Genomic DNA, 18,526 nt, shown 5'->3' with positions numbered 1-18,526 from the left:
TTCCGTCTGTCTCTTCAAACAGCCAAGTAGTGGCAGACCGGAAGAACCCCTTCCGGTCTGATCTGGCCACCGAATGTAGCTACTGCTTAACGGATTGGCCAGCCATACATTAAACCACCATTTTTCCATGTAGCGTTCAAACCGCGTTCCAATTTCAAGGGTGTTGGTTCCCCTAGGTTACGATCAAATACCTCTCCGTAATTACCAACTTGCTTGATGATGTTGTAGGCCCATTTGTCATCCAGCTTCAGGCCTTTGCCCATTTCCCCTGATACACCCAAGATACGCTGTATGTTTGGGTTATCACTTTTCAGTTGATCATCGACGTTTTTAGACGTTACACCATACTCTTCCGCCTCGTTCATAGCGTTTAGCACCCAACGTACCAATAAGAACCACTCTTCATCGCCTTGGCGCACCATTGGCCCTAGCGGTTCTTTGGAGAAATCTTCTGGCAAGATCATGAAGTCATCGGGGGTAGCCTGTGCGGCTCGCATCGCGGCTAAACCAGATTTGTCGGTGGTAAAGCCATCGCAACGATCTGCCAAGAAAGAGCGCATGGCTTCGTCTGGGTTGTTGATGACGACAGGATTGAAATTCAAATTATTAGAGCGGAACCAGTCAGCCAAATTAAGTTCAGTGGTGGTGCCTGGCTGCACACAAATTGCTGCTCCATCTAGCTCGGTAGCACTATCAATACCTAAGCTTTTCTTCACCATGACACCTTGGCTGTCATAGTAGTTAACACCCGCACTAATCAGGCCAAGCGTGGTATCACGCGCCATGGTGGCTGTACTGTTTCGTGTAAGTACGTCGATTTCTCCTGACTGCAATGCGGTAAAGCGCTGCTGTGTAGTCAGCGGAGTTACTTTGAATTTAGTGGCATCACCAAAAATAGCCGCAGCAATACCCTTACATAAGTCCACATCTATACCGCCCCACTGCCCTTTACTATCGGCAATGGAAAAGCCTGGTAAACCTACGTGTACACCACATTGCACAAAACCTTTTTGCTTCACCTTATCTAAGGTTTCTGCTGCATAAGTCACACCAGAACTCATCAATACTGCCACAGAGCCCAACAGAATCGTTTTTACGATTTTCATGAACGTCTCCTCTAGAGATTTACTTGTGGTAAATACAGCTGATCCTACTGCTAACTTTGGTCAAATTTTATCCATCCTACTCATTACACACAGATTAAAACATCCGCACTTTCCCTTTAGCGATAAAATAGACGTGCGCTCGGAGTTAACTCCGATTCCCTTCATCGTTTCCTGCCAGTCTCATGCCATGATCCGGTTTCAACACGTTTTCAAATCTTACGGCCGCGGAAAAAACATTCTTGCGGACATCAACTTTGAAATTGCAGGTGGTGACTTTATTTTTGTTTCAGGCCCGTCTGGTGCGGGTAAATCCACATTACTGAAACTTATTGGTGGCTTGGAAGCTCCTAGCCGCGGCAGTATTTATCTGAAGGAACAACGCGTAGACCAGCTTGCTGCTCGTGCACGTCCTTATTTGCGCCGTGCAGTAGGCGTGATCCTGCAAGATACCCATTTGCTGTATGACCGCAGCGCCATCAATAACGTGCTGCTGCCCTTGGAAGTACAAGGCGTAGAGCGCTCGGTAGCACTAAAACGCGCCCGTGCCGCGATGGAAAAAGTGGGTTTAGCAGGTAAAGAAGGCTTTACGCCTATAGAGATGTCCGGTGGCGAACAACAGCGCTTGGCTATCGCCAGAGCCATTGTGAATCGCCCTGCCATCGTCATTGCCGACGAGCCTACGGCTAACTTAGATGCCGCCAGTGCTAAACGCATCATGGATGTGTTTCTGGATTTCAACCGTGTTGGCGTCACAACCTTAATTGCTTCGCACGACCGCGCACTGATGGCTCAATACGCCCGCCGTACCCTGCTTATTGAAGAGGGACGTTTTTCTGATTTCGCAGGTGTACCACTATGAACCGCTGGTTACGTCAACACCGCTATGCCGCAAGCACAGCCTTTAGCCGACTGATTCATCAACCGTTTTCATCGCTAGCCAACATTCTGGTCATTGCCCTCACCTTGGCAGCACCATTGATTGGTTGGGCCTTGCTGGTGTCCGCTCAACCACTAGTAAAAGACCTACCTGTTAACCCCGAAATCACGCTGTACCTGAAGCTAGACACGTCCTTAGAACAAGCACAGAAACTCACTGGTGACTTACACCAGAAGTATGCAGATGATGTGCTTTCCAGCACGTTAATCAGCCGTGATCAAGCGTATAACGAATTGAAAAAGAACCCTCTGTGGGCAGATGCGTTAAGCACCTTGGGTGAAAACCCACTGCCACACAGCGTGGTACTCAGCCTTAAAGACGCTCCCGATCAAACCGGTGTGGCTGAACGTTTGGCGTCTGAGCTTGCCACCACCGAACGCATTGAGCGCGTACAGCTAGACAGCGACTGGTTAAAACGCTTGGATTCATTACTGCAATTTATACGTGTAGCGCTTAGTTTGCTCAGCCTCTGTGTAGCAGTGATTATGATTGCTACCGTATTCAATACGGTGCGTTTGCAAGCACTAAACCAGCGTGAAGAAATTGCCGTAGCCCGCTTGGTAGGTGCTACCGAAAGCTTCGTGCGCAGACCATTTTTATACCAAGGTGCTATCACTGGTATAGCATCAAGCTTGGTAGCCGTGCTGTTAGCATGGCTGGCCTTGCCATTATTAAGTGAAGCCTTGAATCGTCTGGCTGCCAGTTACCAGCAACATGTGCAACTGCACCTGCCTGATGGCCTGAGCCTGCTAGCAGCTGCCGTGCTCATCGCCCTGATTGCCGCTTTGGCAGCCAGATGGTCCGTTACCCGCAGTACGCAGTTTTAAGTTATGAGCAGTACAGAAAATCTAGCCGCGCGAGTTGTCGCGTGGCAAACGCAGCATGGCCGTCATCACCTACCTTGGCAGCAACAACGTACGCCTTATAGGGTGTGGCTGTCAGAGATCATGCTGCAGCAAACCCAAGTCACTACGGTGATTGATTATTACCAGCGTTTCTTAGAGCGCTTTCCTACCGTAGCCGACCTCGCTAGCGCCACTCAAGATGAGGTGATGCCTTACTGGGCGGGCTTGGGCTATTACGCCCGCGCACGCAATTTGCACCGCTGCGCACAGCAAGTCATGAGTGACTATGGTGGCGAATTCCCCCCCTGTAGTGAGCAACTCGCCACTTTACCGGGTATAGGCCGCTCTACGGCTGCAGCCATTGCATCCTTCTGTTTTGGCGAACGTAGCCCTATCATGGATGGCAACGTAAAACGCGTCTTTACCCGCTACTTTGGTATTCATGGCCATCCACAACAACGTCAAATCGAGCTGAAGTTGTGGGCCTTGGCCGAAGAAACGGTAGAACGTAGCCCTACTGATTTGGACATGGCTACCTATACCCAAGGACTGATGGACTTAGGCTCTATGCTCTGTACACGCAGCAAGCCTAACTGTCAGCAATGCCCGCTGGTGTCGGACTGTTATGCGCATGCCAACCAACAGACAGCAGAGTTGCCCACGCGTAAGCCACGAGCAATTCAACCTGAACGCGAATGCCATGTAGTAATTGTGGAGTCAGATGGGCATGTTTTGCTAGAGCAGCGGCCCGATCATGGTATTTGGGGTGGTTTATGGACGCTTCCACAATTTGAAACCTTAGACGGCCTAAAAGACTTCAGCCAATCTTTGGGTATCACTTTACCCAAGGACTCTAGAATGGCTGCGATGTTGCATGTGTTTAGCCACTTCAAGCTACATATCAACCCATGGTTTGTGCAAAGCACAGACACTATGGAACGCCGCGCTAACCAACACTGGGTACCGCTAGAAGCCCTGCCCGACGCGGCACTTCCTGCCCCCATACGTAAACTGTTGGATGGGTTGTACCCCAACCCAAAAACCGAGGCAGCAACGCTGTTCTAAATCTGGGGTTAGGGGTTCAAGCTAGGTGGCTTATATCTGTAGATGTTCATCAATAAGCCACACGCTACACCCAAGGTCAGCAGCGCAGTACCACCATAGCTCATAAAAGGCAGCGGCACCCCGACGACGGGCAGAATACCTGTGACCATACCGATGTTCACAAATACATAAACGAACATCATCATTGCAAGCGAACCGGCTACCAAACGCCCAAAGGTATTACTCGCATGTGCAGCAATGCTTAGCCCACGAATAATCACCAAGGCATACAACACCAGCAGCATAATGCCGCCATATAAGCCAAACTCTTCGGCAAACACAGCAAACACAAAGTCGGTAGTACGCTCAGGGATAAAGTCTAAGTGGGTCTGCGTACCCATCATGTAGCCTTTACCATAGACGCCCCCCGAGCCCACTGCGATCATGGACTGTATAGTGTGGAAACCTTTCCCTAAGGGATCCATCCCCGGATTCAGTAACGTACACACCCGCCCTTTCTGGTATTCATGCAGCACCACCCAGTCAAAACCAGGCGTACATAAGGTGTCTTCGTAATACAGAATCAAACCTAGGCCCACTGTAATCACAACAGCTACTGGAACCAGCAACCAAAAAGACAAGCCAGCGAAATAAATCACGCTGAAACCTACCGCAAACACCAGCAACGCAGTACCTAAGTCGGGCTGACGAACAATCAGTAAGAATGGAATGGCCAATAGAACGCCGGCGATCAGTAGATCCATCAGCTTCATCTTGGCCCCTTGGTAATGATGGAAATACCATGCCAACATTAGCGGAACGGTGATTTTCAACATTTCAGAGGGCTGGATACGCGCTATACCTAAATCTAACCAACGTTTAGCACCCTTACTGGCTTCGCCGTGAAACTCTACGCCTAGCAATAGCACAATAGAAAATGCATACACATACGGCGTAATACGGATAATCCATGGCAAGGGGATCAACGCCACTATCCACATCACAAAGAAGGCCACCACAAAGTGCCTGGATTGGTCAGCAAAACGCCAATCGGTACTGCCTACGGCAGAATGCATAACCACTAAACCCAGTGTTCCCAACAGCAACAGCAGGCACAACAGTGGCCAATCGAAGATGGTGATTGCTCTCAACCCCCATTGCATCAAACGCTTCATGACTTCTTACGCTCCTCTAACCAGTAGTCGTACAGACGTCTGGCAATAGGAGCTGCCTGGGTAGCCCCCCAACCTGCGTTTTCTACAATCAAGGCAATAGCGATTTCAGGATCATTGGCCGGCGCATAGCTCATGAACAAGGCATGATCTCGTAACCGCTCATCAATAGCCGAGGCTCTATATTTGCTACCACGCAAGCTAAACACCTGTGCGGTACCCGTTTTACCCGCTGCCTGGTACTTGGCACCCGCAAAAGCACGTCTGGCCGTACCCGACTTAATCACATCAGCCAATGCATCTTTCACTACTTTGATGTGCGCAGGGTCTATAGGAATTTGATACGACGGCTCGCTAACCGCCAAAGCACTTTCGCCAGTTTCGGTATTTACGGTTTGGCGTACCAAGTGCGGCTTGATGTACAGCCCATCATTCGCCAAGGTAGAGGTAGCTTGTGCCAACTGCAGTAAGGTAAACGAGTTATACCCTTGGCCCACCGCTACAGAAATGGTTTCACCGGCGTACCAGCGCTGATCAGCAGGTTTTTTATAGGCTTGGCGCTTCCATTCGCGCGACGGCAAAATACCGCGACGCTCCCCATCCAAGTCAATGCCTGTAATTTGCCCAAACCCAAACTGTTTACTGAAATCGTGCAGAGCATCAACGCCAATTTCTGGGCCTAGCGAGTAGAAATAGGTATCAGATGACACCACCAGTGCTCGGTGCATATTGGTAGGACCATAAGCCGCATTACCTGCATTACGGAAACGCTGGCCACCAAATTCGTAATAACCTGGGTCAGAGATACGCTCGTTGGCACCACGCTTATTCAACGCTAACGCCGCCAACGCCACAAAGGGCTTATAGGTAGACCCGATGGGGTATGTACCAAACAATGGACGGTTTATTAATGGGTGATCAGGCGACTCGTTCAGCTTGCGCCAGCTTTCTACATCAATACCGTCTACAAACAAATTGGGGTCAAACGACGGTGCCGACACAAAAGCCAGCACTTCACCCGTTTTGGGTTCTATAGCTACCAATGCGCCACGCCGCCCCTCAAAGAGCTTTTCAGCCTCGCGCTGCAACCCAATATCTATAGACAACTGTAAGTTTTGACCGGGTACAGGGTCCACGCGATTCAACACACGCACAGGTCTACCAGAGGCGGTAACTTCCACCTCTTCTAAGCCGGTTCTACCGTGCAGCTCTCTTTCCCACGACTTTTCAATGCCTTTCTTGCCTATGTTCAACGTGCCACGGTAGTTACCCAACTCGCCTGACTCATCTAAGCGCTGTTCATCGGCTTCAGAAATACGACCTACATAACCAATAACGTGGGCAGCCGATTCGCCCTGTGGATACTCACGCACCCAACGAGCCTGCAAACTCACACCGGGAAATTTAAATGCATGTGATGCAAACCACGAGGCTTCGACCTCGTTGATGCTGTTGCGTAGCAAGATATCGCTATAGCGGTTGTTTTGTACTAAGGCTTGCTTGAAACGGCGGCGATCGCGCTCGCTAAGGTAAACAATCTCACCCAAGCTATCTAATAGTTCGTCTACCGTACCCTCAATTTGGGCAGGGACCACGCTCAGGGTGTAGTCGCGATAGTTACGCGCCAGTACTACTCCGTTTCTATCGGTAATCTCACCACGTCTAGGTGCAATGGGCACCACCGCAATACGGTTACGGTCAGCTCTAGCGGCCAAACCTTCATAACGGTCTACTTGCAAATACCACAGACGCGCGCCCAACAATGCCAACAATCCCACCCCTAAAATGCCGGCAACCCAAGCACGTATTAAGGTACGTTGTTTATGTAGTCGAGAGGTTTTTTTAAACTCGAACATGGCAGGCTCTACCGTTATGCCGAACCATCATCCGCCTCATCCAATCTGCGATGTGGCAATAACAATAGGAAATCAGCCAAAGGCCACAGCACACCAGTTAAAAGTGCGGCTAGCCCCCAAGACCACCCCGCCCATTCACCGGCAAACCATGCGTGCAAGAATTGCGGTATGGCGCTTGCTATAAAAAACACCGGCAACAAATACACCATCTGTGCAAACGCGCCAAACAGCAGCAAGCGTCTGGACAATGCAATCACGCCATAACATGCCAGCACATAGGCCATTGCGTGTTCGCCTAAAAAGCTGGAATCATGCGCATCCATCAACAAGCCCAAGACAAAGGCCATCAACATATTGACCTTGCGAGGCTCGTGCAGTGTCCAAAACGCTATAACCAGCATCAGGAAATCGGGTGCGTACTCCCAGTGCCGCCACGGCAGCATGGATAGTACCCAAACCAAAAATACCGAACCCCAAACTAGCCAACCACTGGATTCGTTTTTGAAGGGTGAGGAATCTATGGGTCGCAATGAGCTAAGAGACGAGCCTTGGCGTGAATCACGCCCTGCTGGCTTATTCATCCACGTCCTCCTGCTCTAGAGATTTTCTTTCGGATTCTTCTACCAACAGCACCAAAAAGTGTCGGTAACGCTCAGGATAAGACAACGGTGTACCTACGGCTACAGCAAACCCAGTTGCTACATCACGGTCTACGCTATCTACGCGCGCCACGGGCAAGCCTGCAGGGAATAACCCACCAATACCACTGGTCACCAGCACATCGCCTACTTCTATGTCTACGTCAGAGCTTAGGTAACGTACTTCGATGCGTGACCCTACGCCACCACCAAAAGCTATCAGACGTAGCCCACTACGTAAAATTTGTACCGGTATAGAAAGTTTGTCGTCGGTAATCAGTGCGGCTTCTGCGGTATACGGTGTGACGCGCACAATCTGGCCTACTACACCACCGTCATCAATGACGGGCATACCAGCTTGAATACCGTGGGAAGAACCTTTATTGAAGACCAGACGCCTGTTGAAGGCATTAGGAGGTTCATACAGCACCTCTACTGCCACCGACGGCTGTGTCACGGCGTTTGCGACTTGCAGCAAACGACGTAATTGTTCGTTCTCTACTGAGAGTTGCGCCGCATGCGTGGACAACTGCGCCAACTCTACACGCTGACGTTGCAGAGCTTCTTTTTCTGTGCGCACCAAGGCTGCTGAGTCTCGCCAACTACTCAGATAGGAAGCCAAGTCACCGGGGGCCATCGCAGCCCGCTGGAAGGGGTACACAATCACGGACAACGCCCGACGAGCGGGTTCCAGCAATGAACTGCGCGCATCTACTATCATCAGCGCCAATGCCAGAATCACAAAAATTGCTACTCGTACCTCTGCAGAGGGCCCACGCCTAAAAAGCCGAATCGAGCTTTGTTCTTGCATGCATGAACCGAACAGAAACCCGGCAAGTAGATCACCCGCCGGGTGAGACGATCATTAATCGTAAATAAACACCGCACCCAGTTTTTCTAGGTGTTCCAGTGCTTCCCCACATCCACGTACCACACATGTCAGTGGGTCGTCTGCTACGACTACAGGCAAGCCTGTTTCTTCTTGCAGCAAACGATCCAAATCGTGCACCAAAGCGCCACCACCAGTTAGGGCAATGCCTTTCTCGGTAATGTCAGCACCCAATTCTGGTGGAGTTTGTTCCAAACCAATTTTGACTGCCGAAACAATTTGATTCAAAGGGTCGGTTAGCGCTTCCAGAATCTCGTTGGAAGACACAGTGAAACTGCGTGGCACGCCTTCGGATAGGTTGCGCCCTTTAACCTCGATTTCACGAACCTCGGTACCAGGGAAAGCAGAACCAATTTCTTTCTTGATACGTTCAGCAGTAGGCTCGCCGATTAGCATGCCGTAGTTGCGACGAATGTAGTTGATGATCGCTTCATCAAACTTATCGCCACCTACGCGTACAGAACCTTTGTACACCATGCCACCTAAGGAGATCACCGCTACCTCGGTAGTACCACCACCGATGTCCACCACCATGGAACCGCTTGCATCGGATACGGCCAAACCGGCCCCGATAGCTGCAGCCATAGGTTCTTCGATTAAGTACACCTGGCTAGCACCAGCACCTAATGCTGATTCGCGGATCGCGCGACGTTCAACCTGTGTAGAGCCGCAAGGCACACACACGATAATACGTGGACTAGGCGCGAACATGCTGCGTGGGTGCACCATACGGATGAACTGCTTAAGCATCTGTTCGGTAACCGTGAAATCGGCAATAACGCCGTCTTTCATGGGACGTATGGCTTCAATGTTGCCAGGTACTCGACCCAACATCTGTTTAGCCTCGTGACCAACAGCTTGAATAATTTTTTTACCGTTAGGTCCGCCGTCATGGCGAATTGCGACGACGGAAGGCTCGTCCAGCACGATCCCTTTGCCCCTTACGTAAATAAGGGTGTTGGCCGTACCGAGATCGATTGCCATATCGCTTGAAAAATAACTGCGTAGGAATCCGAACATGGGCGCGCTATAAGTTGTAAGTGGGAAACTAGTAGGTATGTACCGCGCCATTCGTCGCAGCATGCCAGCGCTTTCAGCCCAAGGCACCGTGACGAACACACAAAATACCCTAAAGGATTAATGATAACGTATTATCGCCCGCCCATTTGACAGAATTAGGGGCTGATACGGCTATATTCATTACTAAATGTTTTTTTTTCGTACACAGATTAGGGATTCCCCCAAATCCTCCAGGATAGAATCCTGTCATAATACGAAAAATGTTAGAAAACTATCAGATTACACATGAATTCAGCACGTCCTCGCTCTCATTTACTACAACGCTTAGAAGAGTCCCATCTAGAGGGAACAGCCTCCGAGCGTCGTATTGCAGGCCACATGCTGAACAATCTAGGTACCTTACCGTTTGAAACTTCTGCCAGCCTCGCCAAAAAACTAGGCTTAAGCGAAATCACAGTAGGACGTTTCTGTAGACAGTTAGGTTTCAAACATCTTAAAGACTTGAAACAAAATCTGCGTGACGACTTGGGCAATAGCCCTTGGTTAGAAGGCGAACGTATGCAAGATTTTCTTGCTCGCCGTACTGATACCGCTCCGCACGATTACGCACGCAGTCTGGAACTCAGCATTGCTGCGCAAGTTCGCGTGTATGAACTTACTCGTTCGCCCTCTTGGAGCACCATCACTCAGCGACTGGCGTATAAGCCAGAAGTATTGATTGCTGGTTTTCAAACTGAGCGTGGTGTGGCCGCTAGCATGGCCCATTTGTTGCAATATATACGCCCTGGCGTACAAATCGTGGATAATGCTGCTGGTCACTTTAGTGAAGCCTTGCTCACACATCCAGACAATGCAACACTTATTGTTTTTGACGCACGTCGTTACTCTTCCCATGCTTTATTGCTGTGCCAAAAAGCACGTGAAAGAGGCCTTCCCGTCACGCTAGTCACCGACCCCTTTTGCGATTGGGCCGATGCAAATGCTGACGAAGTTCTACGTGTTCCTACCGAGATAGACCTCTTCTGGGAGTGCACGGCACCCATGTTGGTGCTGGCCCATTTGCTGGTCAATGAGGTTTTTGTACTGCTGGAGAGCCAGGCGGAGAAACGTCTGAATCAGATTGCCAGCCTGAATCATGAGTTCGTTGGTTACACATCATTCGACCTGAACTCCTCGCCTAACTAACTCCCGTGCGCCAGACGCACCCACTTACACACTGGAGTCCTTCATCATGAAACTCTCGCTTAAAGCTCTTTGCCTTGCTGGCGCACTCACAGCGTTTTCTGCTCAAGCTCAAGAAACTATTCGTATTGGTATTGAAGGCGCTTACCCTCCGTTTAACGCCGTTGATGCTTCCGGCAAGCTGTACGGTTTTGACGTAGATATCGCCAATGCGATGTGCGACAAAATGCAGGTGAAGTGTGAACTGATAGCTCAAGATTGGGATGGTATTATCCCTGCGCTATTAGCCAAGAAGTTTGATGCCGTAGTGTCTTCCATGGTGGAAACTGAAGAGCGCTCACAGCACGTAGCCTTTAGCGAGCCTTACTACTACACCGTATTGTCGGTAGCAGTACCTGTGGACTCTGACATTAAAGACACCTCTGCTGAAGCCATGAAAGACAGCATCGTCGGCGCTCAATCTGCCTCTACTCAAGGTATGTACGCTGAAGATGTATACGGCAAAGCTGGTTCTGACGTGCGCTTGTACCCTACTCCAGATGAAGCAGGTGCTGACCTAATCAGCGGCCGTTTGGATGCGATCGTACACGACAAATTCCCACTGCTAGAGTGGCTAGAGAAAAACAGCGAAGGTTGCTGCAAACTGTTGGGCGACTTGCCCGGCACAGAAGGCAAAACCAGCGTAGCACTGCGTAAAGGCGAAGACGAACTGCGCGAGCGCTTTAACAAAGCTATTGAAGAAATCCGCGCAGACGGTACGTATCAGGATATTTCCCAGCGTTACTTCGGCATGGACATTTTCCGCGTTCAATAAGCAAGACGGACTTTTCACATGCTTGATCTGCTAAGCCTGCTTTCCTTTGGGCAGGGGGGCTGGGGCGGTGCACTCTTAATGGGTGCACTGGTAACCATTTCCCTGACTCTATGCTGTATCCCTTTTGGCCTGCCCTTAGGGCTGCTGGTTGCGGTTGGCACCCGCTCCCGCCGACGCCTCCCGCGTGCGGCGGCTACTGTTTTCTCTACTGTATTCCGCGGATTGCCTGAGCTGCTGACCCTATTGCTGGTGTACTACGGTGCGCAAATGGGGATTCAAAGCATTCTAAAACGCTTGGGATACGAAACTGAATTTCACATCAATGCCTTTGCTGCTGCGGTGTTTGCGTTCAGTTTAGTGTTGGCTGCCTTTTCCAGTGAGGTCTGGCGTGGTGCGTTTAAAACCATCCCCAAAGGCCAGCTAGAAGCCGCCCGTGCATTAGGTTTATCCAAACGCACTACCTTCTTGCGCATTACGCTGCCCCAGTTGATGCGCGTTGCGCTGCCCGGTTTATCCAATAACTGGCTCACCCTGCTTAAAGATTCCTCATTGGTATCCAGCATTGCCTTGGTTGATCTTATGCGTCAAACCAACTTGGCTGTCACTGCCACCAAAGAGCCTATTTTGTTCTACAGCACCGCCTGCGTACTCTACCTACTCTTGTCTGCATTATCTGGCGTAGTGTTTAACCGTGCCGAACGCTATTTCGGCCGACACCACCAAGAGGCACGGTCATGAACGAAACCGTCTTCAACATACTGTCCTCCTTTTTAGACGCGAGCCTGCTAGAACGTTATGGTATGCGCATGCTGGATGGCCTGTGGGTAACCATCAAACTAGTGGCCTTCTCGTATACGCTGGGCATGGTTTTGGGCCTGCTTCTAGCGCTAGGACGCTTGAACAAAAACCCACTGTTGCAATACAGTTGTCGCGGCTACATTTATTTCTTCAGGGGTTCTCCCCTGTTGGCACAGCTATTTTTGCTGTACTACGGTTTGGGCTCGCTGACGACTTTCTGGAAAGACGTGGGCTTGTGGTGGTTCTTCCGCGATGCTTGGTATTGCGCCCTCTTGGCGTTCACGCTAAACACTGCCGCCTATCAAGCTGAAATTTTCCGTGGTAGTTTGCAAGCCATACCTAAAGGCCAATACGAAGCCTGCCGTGCTTTGGGCCTGAAACGCTGGACTGCCATGCGCAAAGTCATTTTGCCGCAGTCTACCCTAGTGGCCATTGGCCCTCTGGGTAACGAGTTAATCCTCATGATCAAAGCCAGTGCGATTGCATCCTTGGTGACTGTTTATGATGTGATGGGCGTAGCCAAACTCGCGTTCTCGCGCAGCTTTAACTTCGAGGTGTACCTCTGGGCTGCCGTACTGTACTTAATTATTGTGGAAATCATCCGTAGGCTCCTTCGTCGCATAGAGTCTCATTTGTCACGCCACATTCTGCACGAATCATGAGTAACACTCTCTCTACCTCAGCGCTAGATGTGCTGGTGCTGGGCGCCGGCATTCTGGGCGTAAGCACCGCACTGCATCTACAGCAACGTGGATTGCGTGTAGGTTTGATCGATAAACAAGCCCCGGGCCAAGGCACCAGTTTTGGTAATGCAGGGTTAATTGAACGTGCAAGCGTCATCCCTTACGCATTTCCACATAGCCCGGCAGCCTTACTGCGCTACGCAGGTAATCATCAACCTGATGTACGCTTTCAATGGAAAGCATTGCCCGCGCTGGCCCCATGGTTGTACCGCTACTGGAAAGAGTCGTCTCCCAAACGTCTAGCCTTTGCGGCAAACGACATGCTGCCCTTAATTGAGCGCTGCATTACCGAGCACGCGCCTTTTATACGTGACGCTAATCAGCAGCATCGCATTAGCGAGAAAGGCTGGATTGATATTTACCGTGACCAACAAGCTTTTGCGAGTGCAGCGGTACAAGCCAAACGCCTGAGCCAGCAATATGATCTGCAAGTCCAAATATTGAACGCTACAGCGCTACGCAGCAGTGAGCCCGCTCTGGCCACCACACATAACTTGGTAGGCGGCATACATTGGCTAGACCCGTGGACGGTTTCCGCACCCGGCGCATTGGTACAAGGCTATGCCGAGCTGTTCACACAGCGCGGCGGCAGTTTTATACAAGACCACGTGCATGCCTTAGCGCAACAGGACTCTGTCTGGACAGCAACCACTAGCCAAGGCGCTATTAACGCCAAACAAGTTGTGATTGCGCTGGGTCCCGACGCCACACCACTGTGCCAATCGCTAGGCTATCGTATTCCTTTGGTACAAAAGCGTGGCTATCACCTGCACTTCACGCCTAGTGACGATACCCCTGCACCGGAACATCCGTTGTGTGACTCCCAAGCGGGTTTTGTACTGGCGTCTATGGAGCAAGGGGTGCGTCTGACTACTGGTGTAGAACTGGCTAGCCCTGATGCCGCACCGAACCCTGCACAGTTGCGCGAAGCCGAACGCATCGCTCGCCAATACTGGCCATTAGGGGCGGCTGTAGAAGCCGAACCGTGGATGGGTCGACGCCCTTGCACGCCCGATATGCGCCCCATTATCGGCCCTGCACCACATCACACTGGCTTGTGGTTTAACTTCGGTCACGCCCATCACGGCCTCACACTAGGCCCAGCCTCTGGCCGCCTGTTGGCTGAAATGATGACTGGCGAAATTCCATTCACCGACCCTGCCCCTTATTCCGCCCAACGTTTTATCTCTCCCCGGAACTGATACTCATGTCGCAACTTCTTGACGCCCAGCCTACGGATAACGCTCCAACCTCTATTAGCAATAATCCGACGGTAATACAGATACAAGGGCTGAACAAATGGTATGGCGAATACCATGCTCTACGAGATATCAATCTGGAAGTACGCCAAGGTGAGCGTATTGTGTTGTGTGGCCCATCTGGTTCAGGAAAATCCACGCTGATACGTTGTATTAACCAATTAGAAGCTGCAGAAAAAGGCAGCATTCTAATTGATGGCGTAAACGTGATGCAGCAAAACACACAAAGCGTACAAACACTGCGTAACGTAGGGATGGTATTTCAGCACTTCAACCTATTTCCGCATATGTCGGTACTGGAAAACTGCACCTTGGCACCCATGAGCGTTAAAGGCTTAAGTCGCGCTCAAGCCGAAGCCGAAGCACGTAAGCTGCTGGAAAAAGTAGGCATGTCCAGCCACGCTGAAAAATACCCCACACAATTGTCTGGTGGTCAGCAACAACGCGTTGCCATCGCCCGTACCCTGTGCATGGATCCAAAAATCATTTTGTTTGATGAGCCCACTGCCGCCTTAGACCCTGAAATGGTCAAAGAAGTGCTGGACGTGATGGTCAAACTTGCCAGCAGCGGCATCACCATGCTGTGCGTCACGCACGAAATGGGCTTTGCTAAACAGATGGCTGAGCGTGTGCTATTTATGGATCAAGGTAGTATTTTGGAAAACTGCAGCCCGGCAGAATTCTTTGCAGCCCCTAAAACAGAACGTGCCCGCAACTTCCTGCAGCAAATACTGTAAAACACCTTTTTCATCTCGCAACACACCGTCTGCTGGATAGCGCAAACTCAGCCCCTTATAATGGGGCTAGCAGTGCGGCCGTGCGTATTAGCATTAGCCGCGCTAAAATACGGAATTCCCGTCATTTGACTGCTTGGCTGGTTGCGTGAACGTCGCAGCCGCTAGGCAGATATCATCCATACTCCGGAATCACTATGGCAATCTCTCAGCAGGATGTCGCTCGCATCGCACAACTGGCGCACATTGAACTCTCGCCGGAGCAGACAAACCAGGCTACTCAGGACTTCGAACAGATTATTGGACTTATCGGCAGCTTGAAAGCTGTTGATACCACAGGTGTAGAGCCTATGGCCCACCCGCTTGAAGCCATCCAAGAAATCGCCCTGCGTCTGCGCCCCGATCAGGCCGCGCCCACTGCCACAGAAACAGAACGCGCTGACCTCATGGTTAATGCGCCCGCGCAAGATAACGGCCTGTTCCTTGTGCCCACTGTCATCGAGTAATCCATCATGTCCCTACTCACCCAATATACTTCCCTACAACGTCTGGGCACGGCGTTGCGTGACAAAACATTTAGCGCACGCGAGTTGGCCCAAGATACGTTGCAACGTATTGCACAACAACCTGAACTCAATGCATTCCTGCATGTAGACGCCGACCTGACATTGCAGCAGGCTGATGCCGCTGATGTCTTGTTAGCACGTGGTAATGCGACTGCTCTGACTGGTATTCCTATTGCGCACAAAGACGTGTTCGTGACACGTCACTGGCGCACTACGGCAGGTAGCAAAATGCTGGCGAACTACGTCAGCCCGTTTGATGCCACTATCGTAGAAAAAATCCAGCATGCTGGTGCTGTGAACTTGGGTAAGCTGAACTGTGACGAGTTTGCCATGGGCTCTGATAGCCGCAACTCCGCATTCGGCGCTATCCAAAACCCATGGAATAAGCTGCACTCCCCTGGTGGTTCTTCTGGCGCATCCGCTGCCGTTGTAGCCGCTGGTTTGGCATTGGCCGCTACGGGTTCTGACACCGGTGGTTCTATTCGCCAACCTTCCGCATGGTGCGGTGTAAGCGGTATCAAGCCCACATACGGCACCGTATCCCGCTTCGGTATGATTGCGTACGGCTCCAGCTTGGACCAAGCAGGCCCTATCGCTCGCCACGCTAGCGACTTGGTTGAACTGCTGTGCACCATGAGCGGTTTCGACGAACGAGATCCTACCAGCCTGCAAGACTGCCACGGCAAAGCCAATACTGGCGAGCGTGTGCGCGATGACTACAAACAATGGAATGAACGCTTTGCTGAACAAGGCACCAAACCATTGGCTGGTCTGCGTATTGGTTTGCCACGTGAATACTTTACTAGCGACCTGAATCCTGAAATCGCGCGCCACATTGACGCTGCTATTCAGCATTTTGAAAAACTGGGCGCTACCCGTGTAGATATCTCGCTGCCACTGACACGCGAAGCTATCCCTGCGTACTACATCATCAGCCCCGCAGAAGCCTCCAGCAACCTGTCTCGCTTTGATGGCGTACGTTTTGGCCACCGCAGCGCGTCGTACAGCAACTTGGAAGAAATGATCAGCCGCTCACGTGCTGAAGCATTCGGTGGCGAAGTTATACGTCGTATCTTGGTAGGCACTTACGTGCTGTCCGAAGGTTACTACGACGCATACTACCTGCAAGCGCAACGTGTACGTCGCATGATTGCTGACGACTTGCAAAAAGCCTTCGCCAGCTGCGATGTAATCATGGGCCCTGTTTCCCCTACCTTGGCAACATCGTTGGACAGCACCAGTGCTGATCCTACCGCCAACTGGTTGGCTGACATTTACACGCTGGGTATTAGCTTGGCCGGTTTGCCTGCCATGTCTATCCCTTGCGGCTTCAGCAACGATGCCCGCCCACTGCCAGTAGGCCTACAAATTGTAGGTAACTACTTCAACGAAGGCCAAATTCTGGCTCTCGCTTCGCTGTATCAGCAAGATACTGACTGGCACCAACGACAACCGGAAGCAGAATAATGGAATGGGAAATTGTTATAGGGCTGGAAATCCATACCCAGCTTTCGACTGAGTCAAAAATCTTTTCGTCCAGCAGCACACGCTTTGGTGCGGCCCCTAACACGCAAGCTAGCGCTGTAGATATGGCTTTGCCTGGTACGCTGCCGGTGTTTAACGCGGCAGCCGCCGACAAAGCAATTTGCTTCGGCTTGGCAGTAGGCGCACACATTGCACCTAAGTCTGTTTTTGACCGTAAAAACTACTTCTACCCTGACTTGCCTAAAAACTACCAGATCAGCCAATTTGGTCTGCCGGTAGTGCAAGGCGGTACGCTGAGCTTCTTTGTAGGCGAAAAAGAGCACACTATTAACCTGACCCGTGCTCACCTAGAAGAAGACGCTGGTAAATCACTGCACGAAAACTTCACAGGCCCATACGGTGAGTCCTCCACCGGCATCGATTTGAACCGTGCTGGCACACCACTGCTGGAAATCGTGTCCGAGCCAGAAATGCGCTCTGCCGCTGAAGCTGTAGCCTACGCCCGCGCCATGCACAGCTTGGTCGTGTGGTTGGGCATTTGTGATGGCAACATGCAGGAAGGCTCTTTCCGTGTAGACGTGAACGTGTCTGTACGTCCTAAAGGCCAAGAAGAATTCGGTACACGTTGTGAGTTGAAAAACATCAACTCCTTCCGCTTCATGGAACGTGCAATTCACTATGAAGTACGTCGACAAATCGAACTGATTGAAGACGGCGGCAAAGTGATTCAGGAAACACGTCTGTACGATGCAGACCGTGACGAAACACGTAGCATGCGCTCCAAAGAGAACGCTAACGACTACCGTTACTTCCCTGACCCAGATCTACCACCACTGTTCATCTCGGCTGAGAAAATCGAAGCCGTGCGTCAACAGATGCCAGAACTGCCAGCCACTAAACGTGCTCGCTATGAAGCTGAACTGCAATTGAGCGCCTACGATGCCGCACAATTGACAGCCAGCCGTAGTACCGCCGATTACTTTGAAGCGGTTGCTGCACTGGTTGGTACTGCAAATGCTAAGTTGGCAGCAAACTGGATCAGTGGTGAATTGGCGGCGGCGCTGAACCGTGAAGAACTGGATATCAGCAACGCGAAAGTAACGCCTGAGCAATTGTCTAAACTGTTGCTGCGCATTGCTGACAGCACCATTTCCAACAAAATTGCGCGCGATGTATTCCAAGCAATGTGGGAAGGTGATCACGGTGCTGACGCTGATGCCATCATTGATGCCAAAGGCTTGAAACAGATCAATGACTCTGGCGCGATTGAAGCCATGATTGACGAAGTGATTGCTGCTAATCCGGATATCGTGGAGCAATTCCGTGCAGGTAAAGACAAAGCTTTCAACTCGCTGATTGGCCAGGTCATGAAAGTTGCTAAAGGCAAAGCCAACCCAGGTCAGGTGTCCAGCATTCTTAAAGCCAAATTAGGCTAAGA

General features: G+C 51.0%; 18 protein-coding genes. 12 read left to right on the top strand and 6 right to left on the bottom strand.

Going from position 1 to position 18,526, the window contains the following annotated elements; genetic code table 11:
* Window positions 1-86 precede the first annotated feature (86 nt).
* Window positions 87-1,106, bottom strand: a complete 1,020-nt coding sequence (locus AC3QL0_RS02425) for an amino acid ABC transporter substrate-binding protein (RefSeq protein WP_493009936.1) — start codon at window positions 1,104-1,106, stop codon at window positions 87-89.
* A gap of 187 nt (window positions 1,107-1,293) precedes the next feature.
* Here AC3QL0_RS02425 and AC3QL0_RS02420 point away from each other — a divergent pair, with 187 nt between their 5' ends.
* The 3 genes from AC3QL0_RS02420 to mutY are packed head-to-tail and all read left to right on the top strand — an operon-like array spanning window position 1,294 to window position 3,953.
* Window positions 1,294-1,965, top strand: coding sequence for a cell division ATP-binding protein FtsE (locus AC3QL0_RS02420; protein ID WP_135863831.1), 672 nt, complete (start codon window positions 1,294-1,296; stop codon window positions 1,963-1,965).
* Window positions 1,962-2,870, top strand: coding sequence for a cell division protein FtsX (locus tag AC3QL0_RS02415; protein WP_493009935.1), 909 nt, complete (start codon window positions 1,962-1,964; stop codon window positions 2,868-2,870). The genes AC3QL0_RS02420 and AC3QL0_RS02415 overlap by 4 nt, the downstream gene beginning before the upstream one ends.
* 3 nt (window positions 2,871-2,873) lie before the next feature.
* On the top strand, window positions 2,874-3,953 hold the full coding sequence (mutY, locus tag AC3QL0_RS02410; protein WP_493009934.1) for an A/G-specific adenine glycosylase: 1,080 nt from the start codon (window positions 2,874-2,876) through the stop codon (window positions 3,951-3,953).
* A gap of 8 nt (window positions 3,954-3,961) precedes the next feature.
* Here mutY and rodA read toward each other — a convergent pair whose 3' ends face one another.
* Genes rodA through AC3QL0_RS02385 form a run of 5 tightly spaced genes read right to left on the bottom strand, consistent with a single transcriptional unit; the run spans window position 3,962 to window position 9,507 of the window.
* Window positions 3,962-5,107 carry a rod shape-determining protein RodA gene (rodA, locus tag AC3QL0_RS02405; RefSeq protein WP_493009933.1) on the bottom strand — a complete coding sequence of 382 codons (1,146 nt, stop codon included), beginning with the start codon at window positions 5,105-5,107 and terminating at the stop codon, window positions 3,962-3,964.
* Window positions 5,104-6,960: a penicillin-binding protein 2 gene (gene mrdA / locus AC3QL0_RS02400; protein ID WP_493009932.1), complete on the bottom strand. Its 1,857-nt coding sequence runs from the start codon at window positions 6,958-6,960 to the stop codon at window positions 5,104-5,106. The genes rodA and mrdA overlap by 4 nt, the downstream gene beginning before the upstream one ends.
* Window positions 6,961-6,974: 14 nt before the next feature.
* Entirely contained in the window at window positions 6,975-7,541 is a 567-nt protein-coding gene (mreD, locus tag AC3QL0_RS02395) for a rod shape-determining protein MreD (RefSeq protein ID WP_493009931.1), read from the bottom strand.
* Window positions 7,534-8,409: a rod shape-determining protein MreC gene (mreC, locus tag AC3QL0_RS02390; RefSeq protein ID WP_430221480.1), complete on the bottom strand. Its 876-nt coding sequence runs from the start codon at window positions 8,407-8,409 to the stop codon at window positions 7,534-7,536. The genes mreD and mreC overlap by 8 nt, the downstream gene beginning before the upstream one ends.
* 54 nt (window positions 8,410-8,463) lie before the next feature.
* Window positions 8,464-9,507 carry a rod shape-determining protein gene (locus tag AC3QL0_RS02385; protein ID WP_135863817.1) on the bottom strand — a complete coding sequence of 348 codons (1,044 nt, stop codon included), beginning with the start codon at window positions 9,505-9,507 and terminating at the stop codon, window positions 8,464-8,466.
* A 285-nt stretch (window positions 9,508-9,792) separates the two neighbouring features.
* On the opposite strand from AC3QL0_RS02385, the gene AC3QL0_RS02380 reads away from it, so the two are divergent.
* The 9 genes from AC3QL0_RS02380 to gatB all read left to right on the top strand — a co-directional run bounded on the left by AC3QL0_RS02380 (window position 9,793) and on the right by gatB (window position 18,524).
* Complete coding sequence (locus AC3QL0_RS02380) at window positions 9,793-10,692, top strand: MurR/RpiR family transcriptional regulator (protein WP_493009930.1); 900 nt, start codon at window positions 9,793-9,795, stop codon at window positions 10,690-10,692.
* Between the two features lie 46 nt (window positions 10,693-10,738).
* Complete coding sequence (locus tag AC3QL0_RS02375; RefSeq protein ID WP_493009929.1) at window positions 10,739-11,503, top strand: transporter substrate-binding domain-containing protein; 765 nt, start codon at window positions 10,739-10,741, stop codon at window positions 11,501-11,503.
* Between the two features lie 18 nt (window positions 11,504-11,521).
* Window positions 11,522-12,241: an ABC transporter permease gene (locus AC3QL0_RS02370; RefSeq protein WP_493009928.1), complete on the top strand. Its 720-nt coding sequence runs from the start codon at window positions 11,522-11,524 to the stop codon at window positions 12,239-12,241.
* Window positions 12,238-12,963, top strand: coding sequence for an ABC transporter permease (locus tag AC3QL0_RS02365; RefSeq protein ID WP_493009927.1), 726 nt, complete (start codon window positions 12,238-12,240; stop codon window positions 12,961-12,963). The genes AC3QL0_RS02370 and AC3QL0_RS02365 overlap by 4 nt, the downstream gene beginning before the upstream one ends.
* Complete coding sequence (locus tag AC3QL0_RS02360) at window positions 12,960-14,246, top strand: NAD(P)/FAD-dependent oxidoreductase (RefSeq protein ID WP_493009926.1); 1,287 nt, start codon at window positions 12,960-12,962, stop codon at window positions 14,244-14,246. Before AC3QL0_RS02365 ends, AC3QL0_RS02360 begins: the two co-directional genes overlap by 4 nt.
* A 5-nt stretch (window positions 14,247-14,251) precedes the next feature.
* The gene (locus AC3QL0_RS02355; RefSeq protein ID WP_493009925.1) at window positions 14,252-15,040 is read left to right on the top strand and encodes an amino acid ABC transporter ATP-binding protein; all 789 of its coding nucleotides are present in this window, start codon (window positions 14,252-14,254) and stop codon (window positions 15,038-15,040) included.
* A gap of 194 nt (window positions 15,041-15,234) precedes the next feature.
* A complete protein-coding gene (gatC, locus tag AC3QL0_RS02350; RefSeq protein WP_135863806.1) occupies window positions 15,235-15,543 on the top strand; it encodes an Asp-tRNA(Asn)/Glu-tRNA(Gln) amidotransferase subunit GatC in 309 nt (102 codons plus the stop codon).
* 6 nt (window positions 15,544-15,549) lie between these two features.
* Window positions 15,550-17,070: an Asp-tRNA(Asn)/Glu-tRNA(Gln) amidotransferase subunit GatA gene (gene gatA, locus AC3QL0_RS02345; RefSeq protein WP_493009924.1), complete on the top strand. Its 1,521-nt coding sequence runs from the start codon at window positions 15,550-15,552 to the stop codon at window positions 17,068-17,070.
* A complete protein-coding gene (gatB, locus tag AC3QL0_RS02340) occupies window positions 17,070-18,524 on the top strand; it encodes an Asp-tRNA(Asn)/Glu-tRNA(Gln) amidotransferase subunit GatB (RefSeq protein ID WP_493009923.1) in 1,455 nt (484 codons plus the stop codon). The genes gatA and gatB overlap by 1 nt, the downstream gene beginning before the upstream one ends.
* Window positions 18,525-18,526 lie beyond the last annotated feature (2 nt).

It is taken from the genome of Paenalcaligenes sp. GW821-LYS-B07-1 (assembly GCF_058803365.1).
The sequence above is the reverse complement of the archived record's forward strand: the minus strand, read 5'-3'. Positions and strand labels throughout refer to the sequence as shown.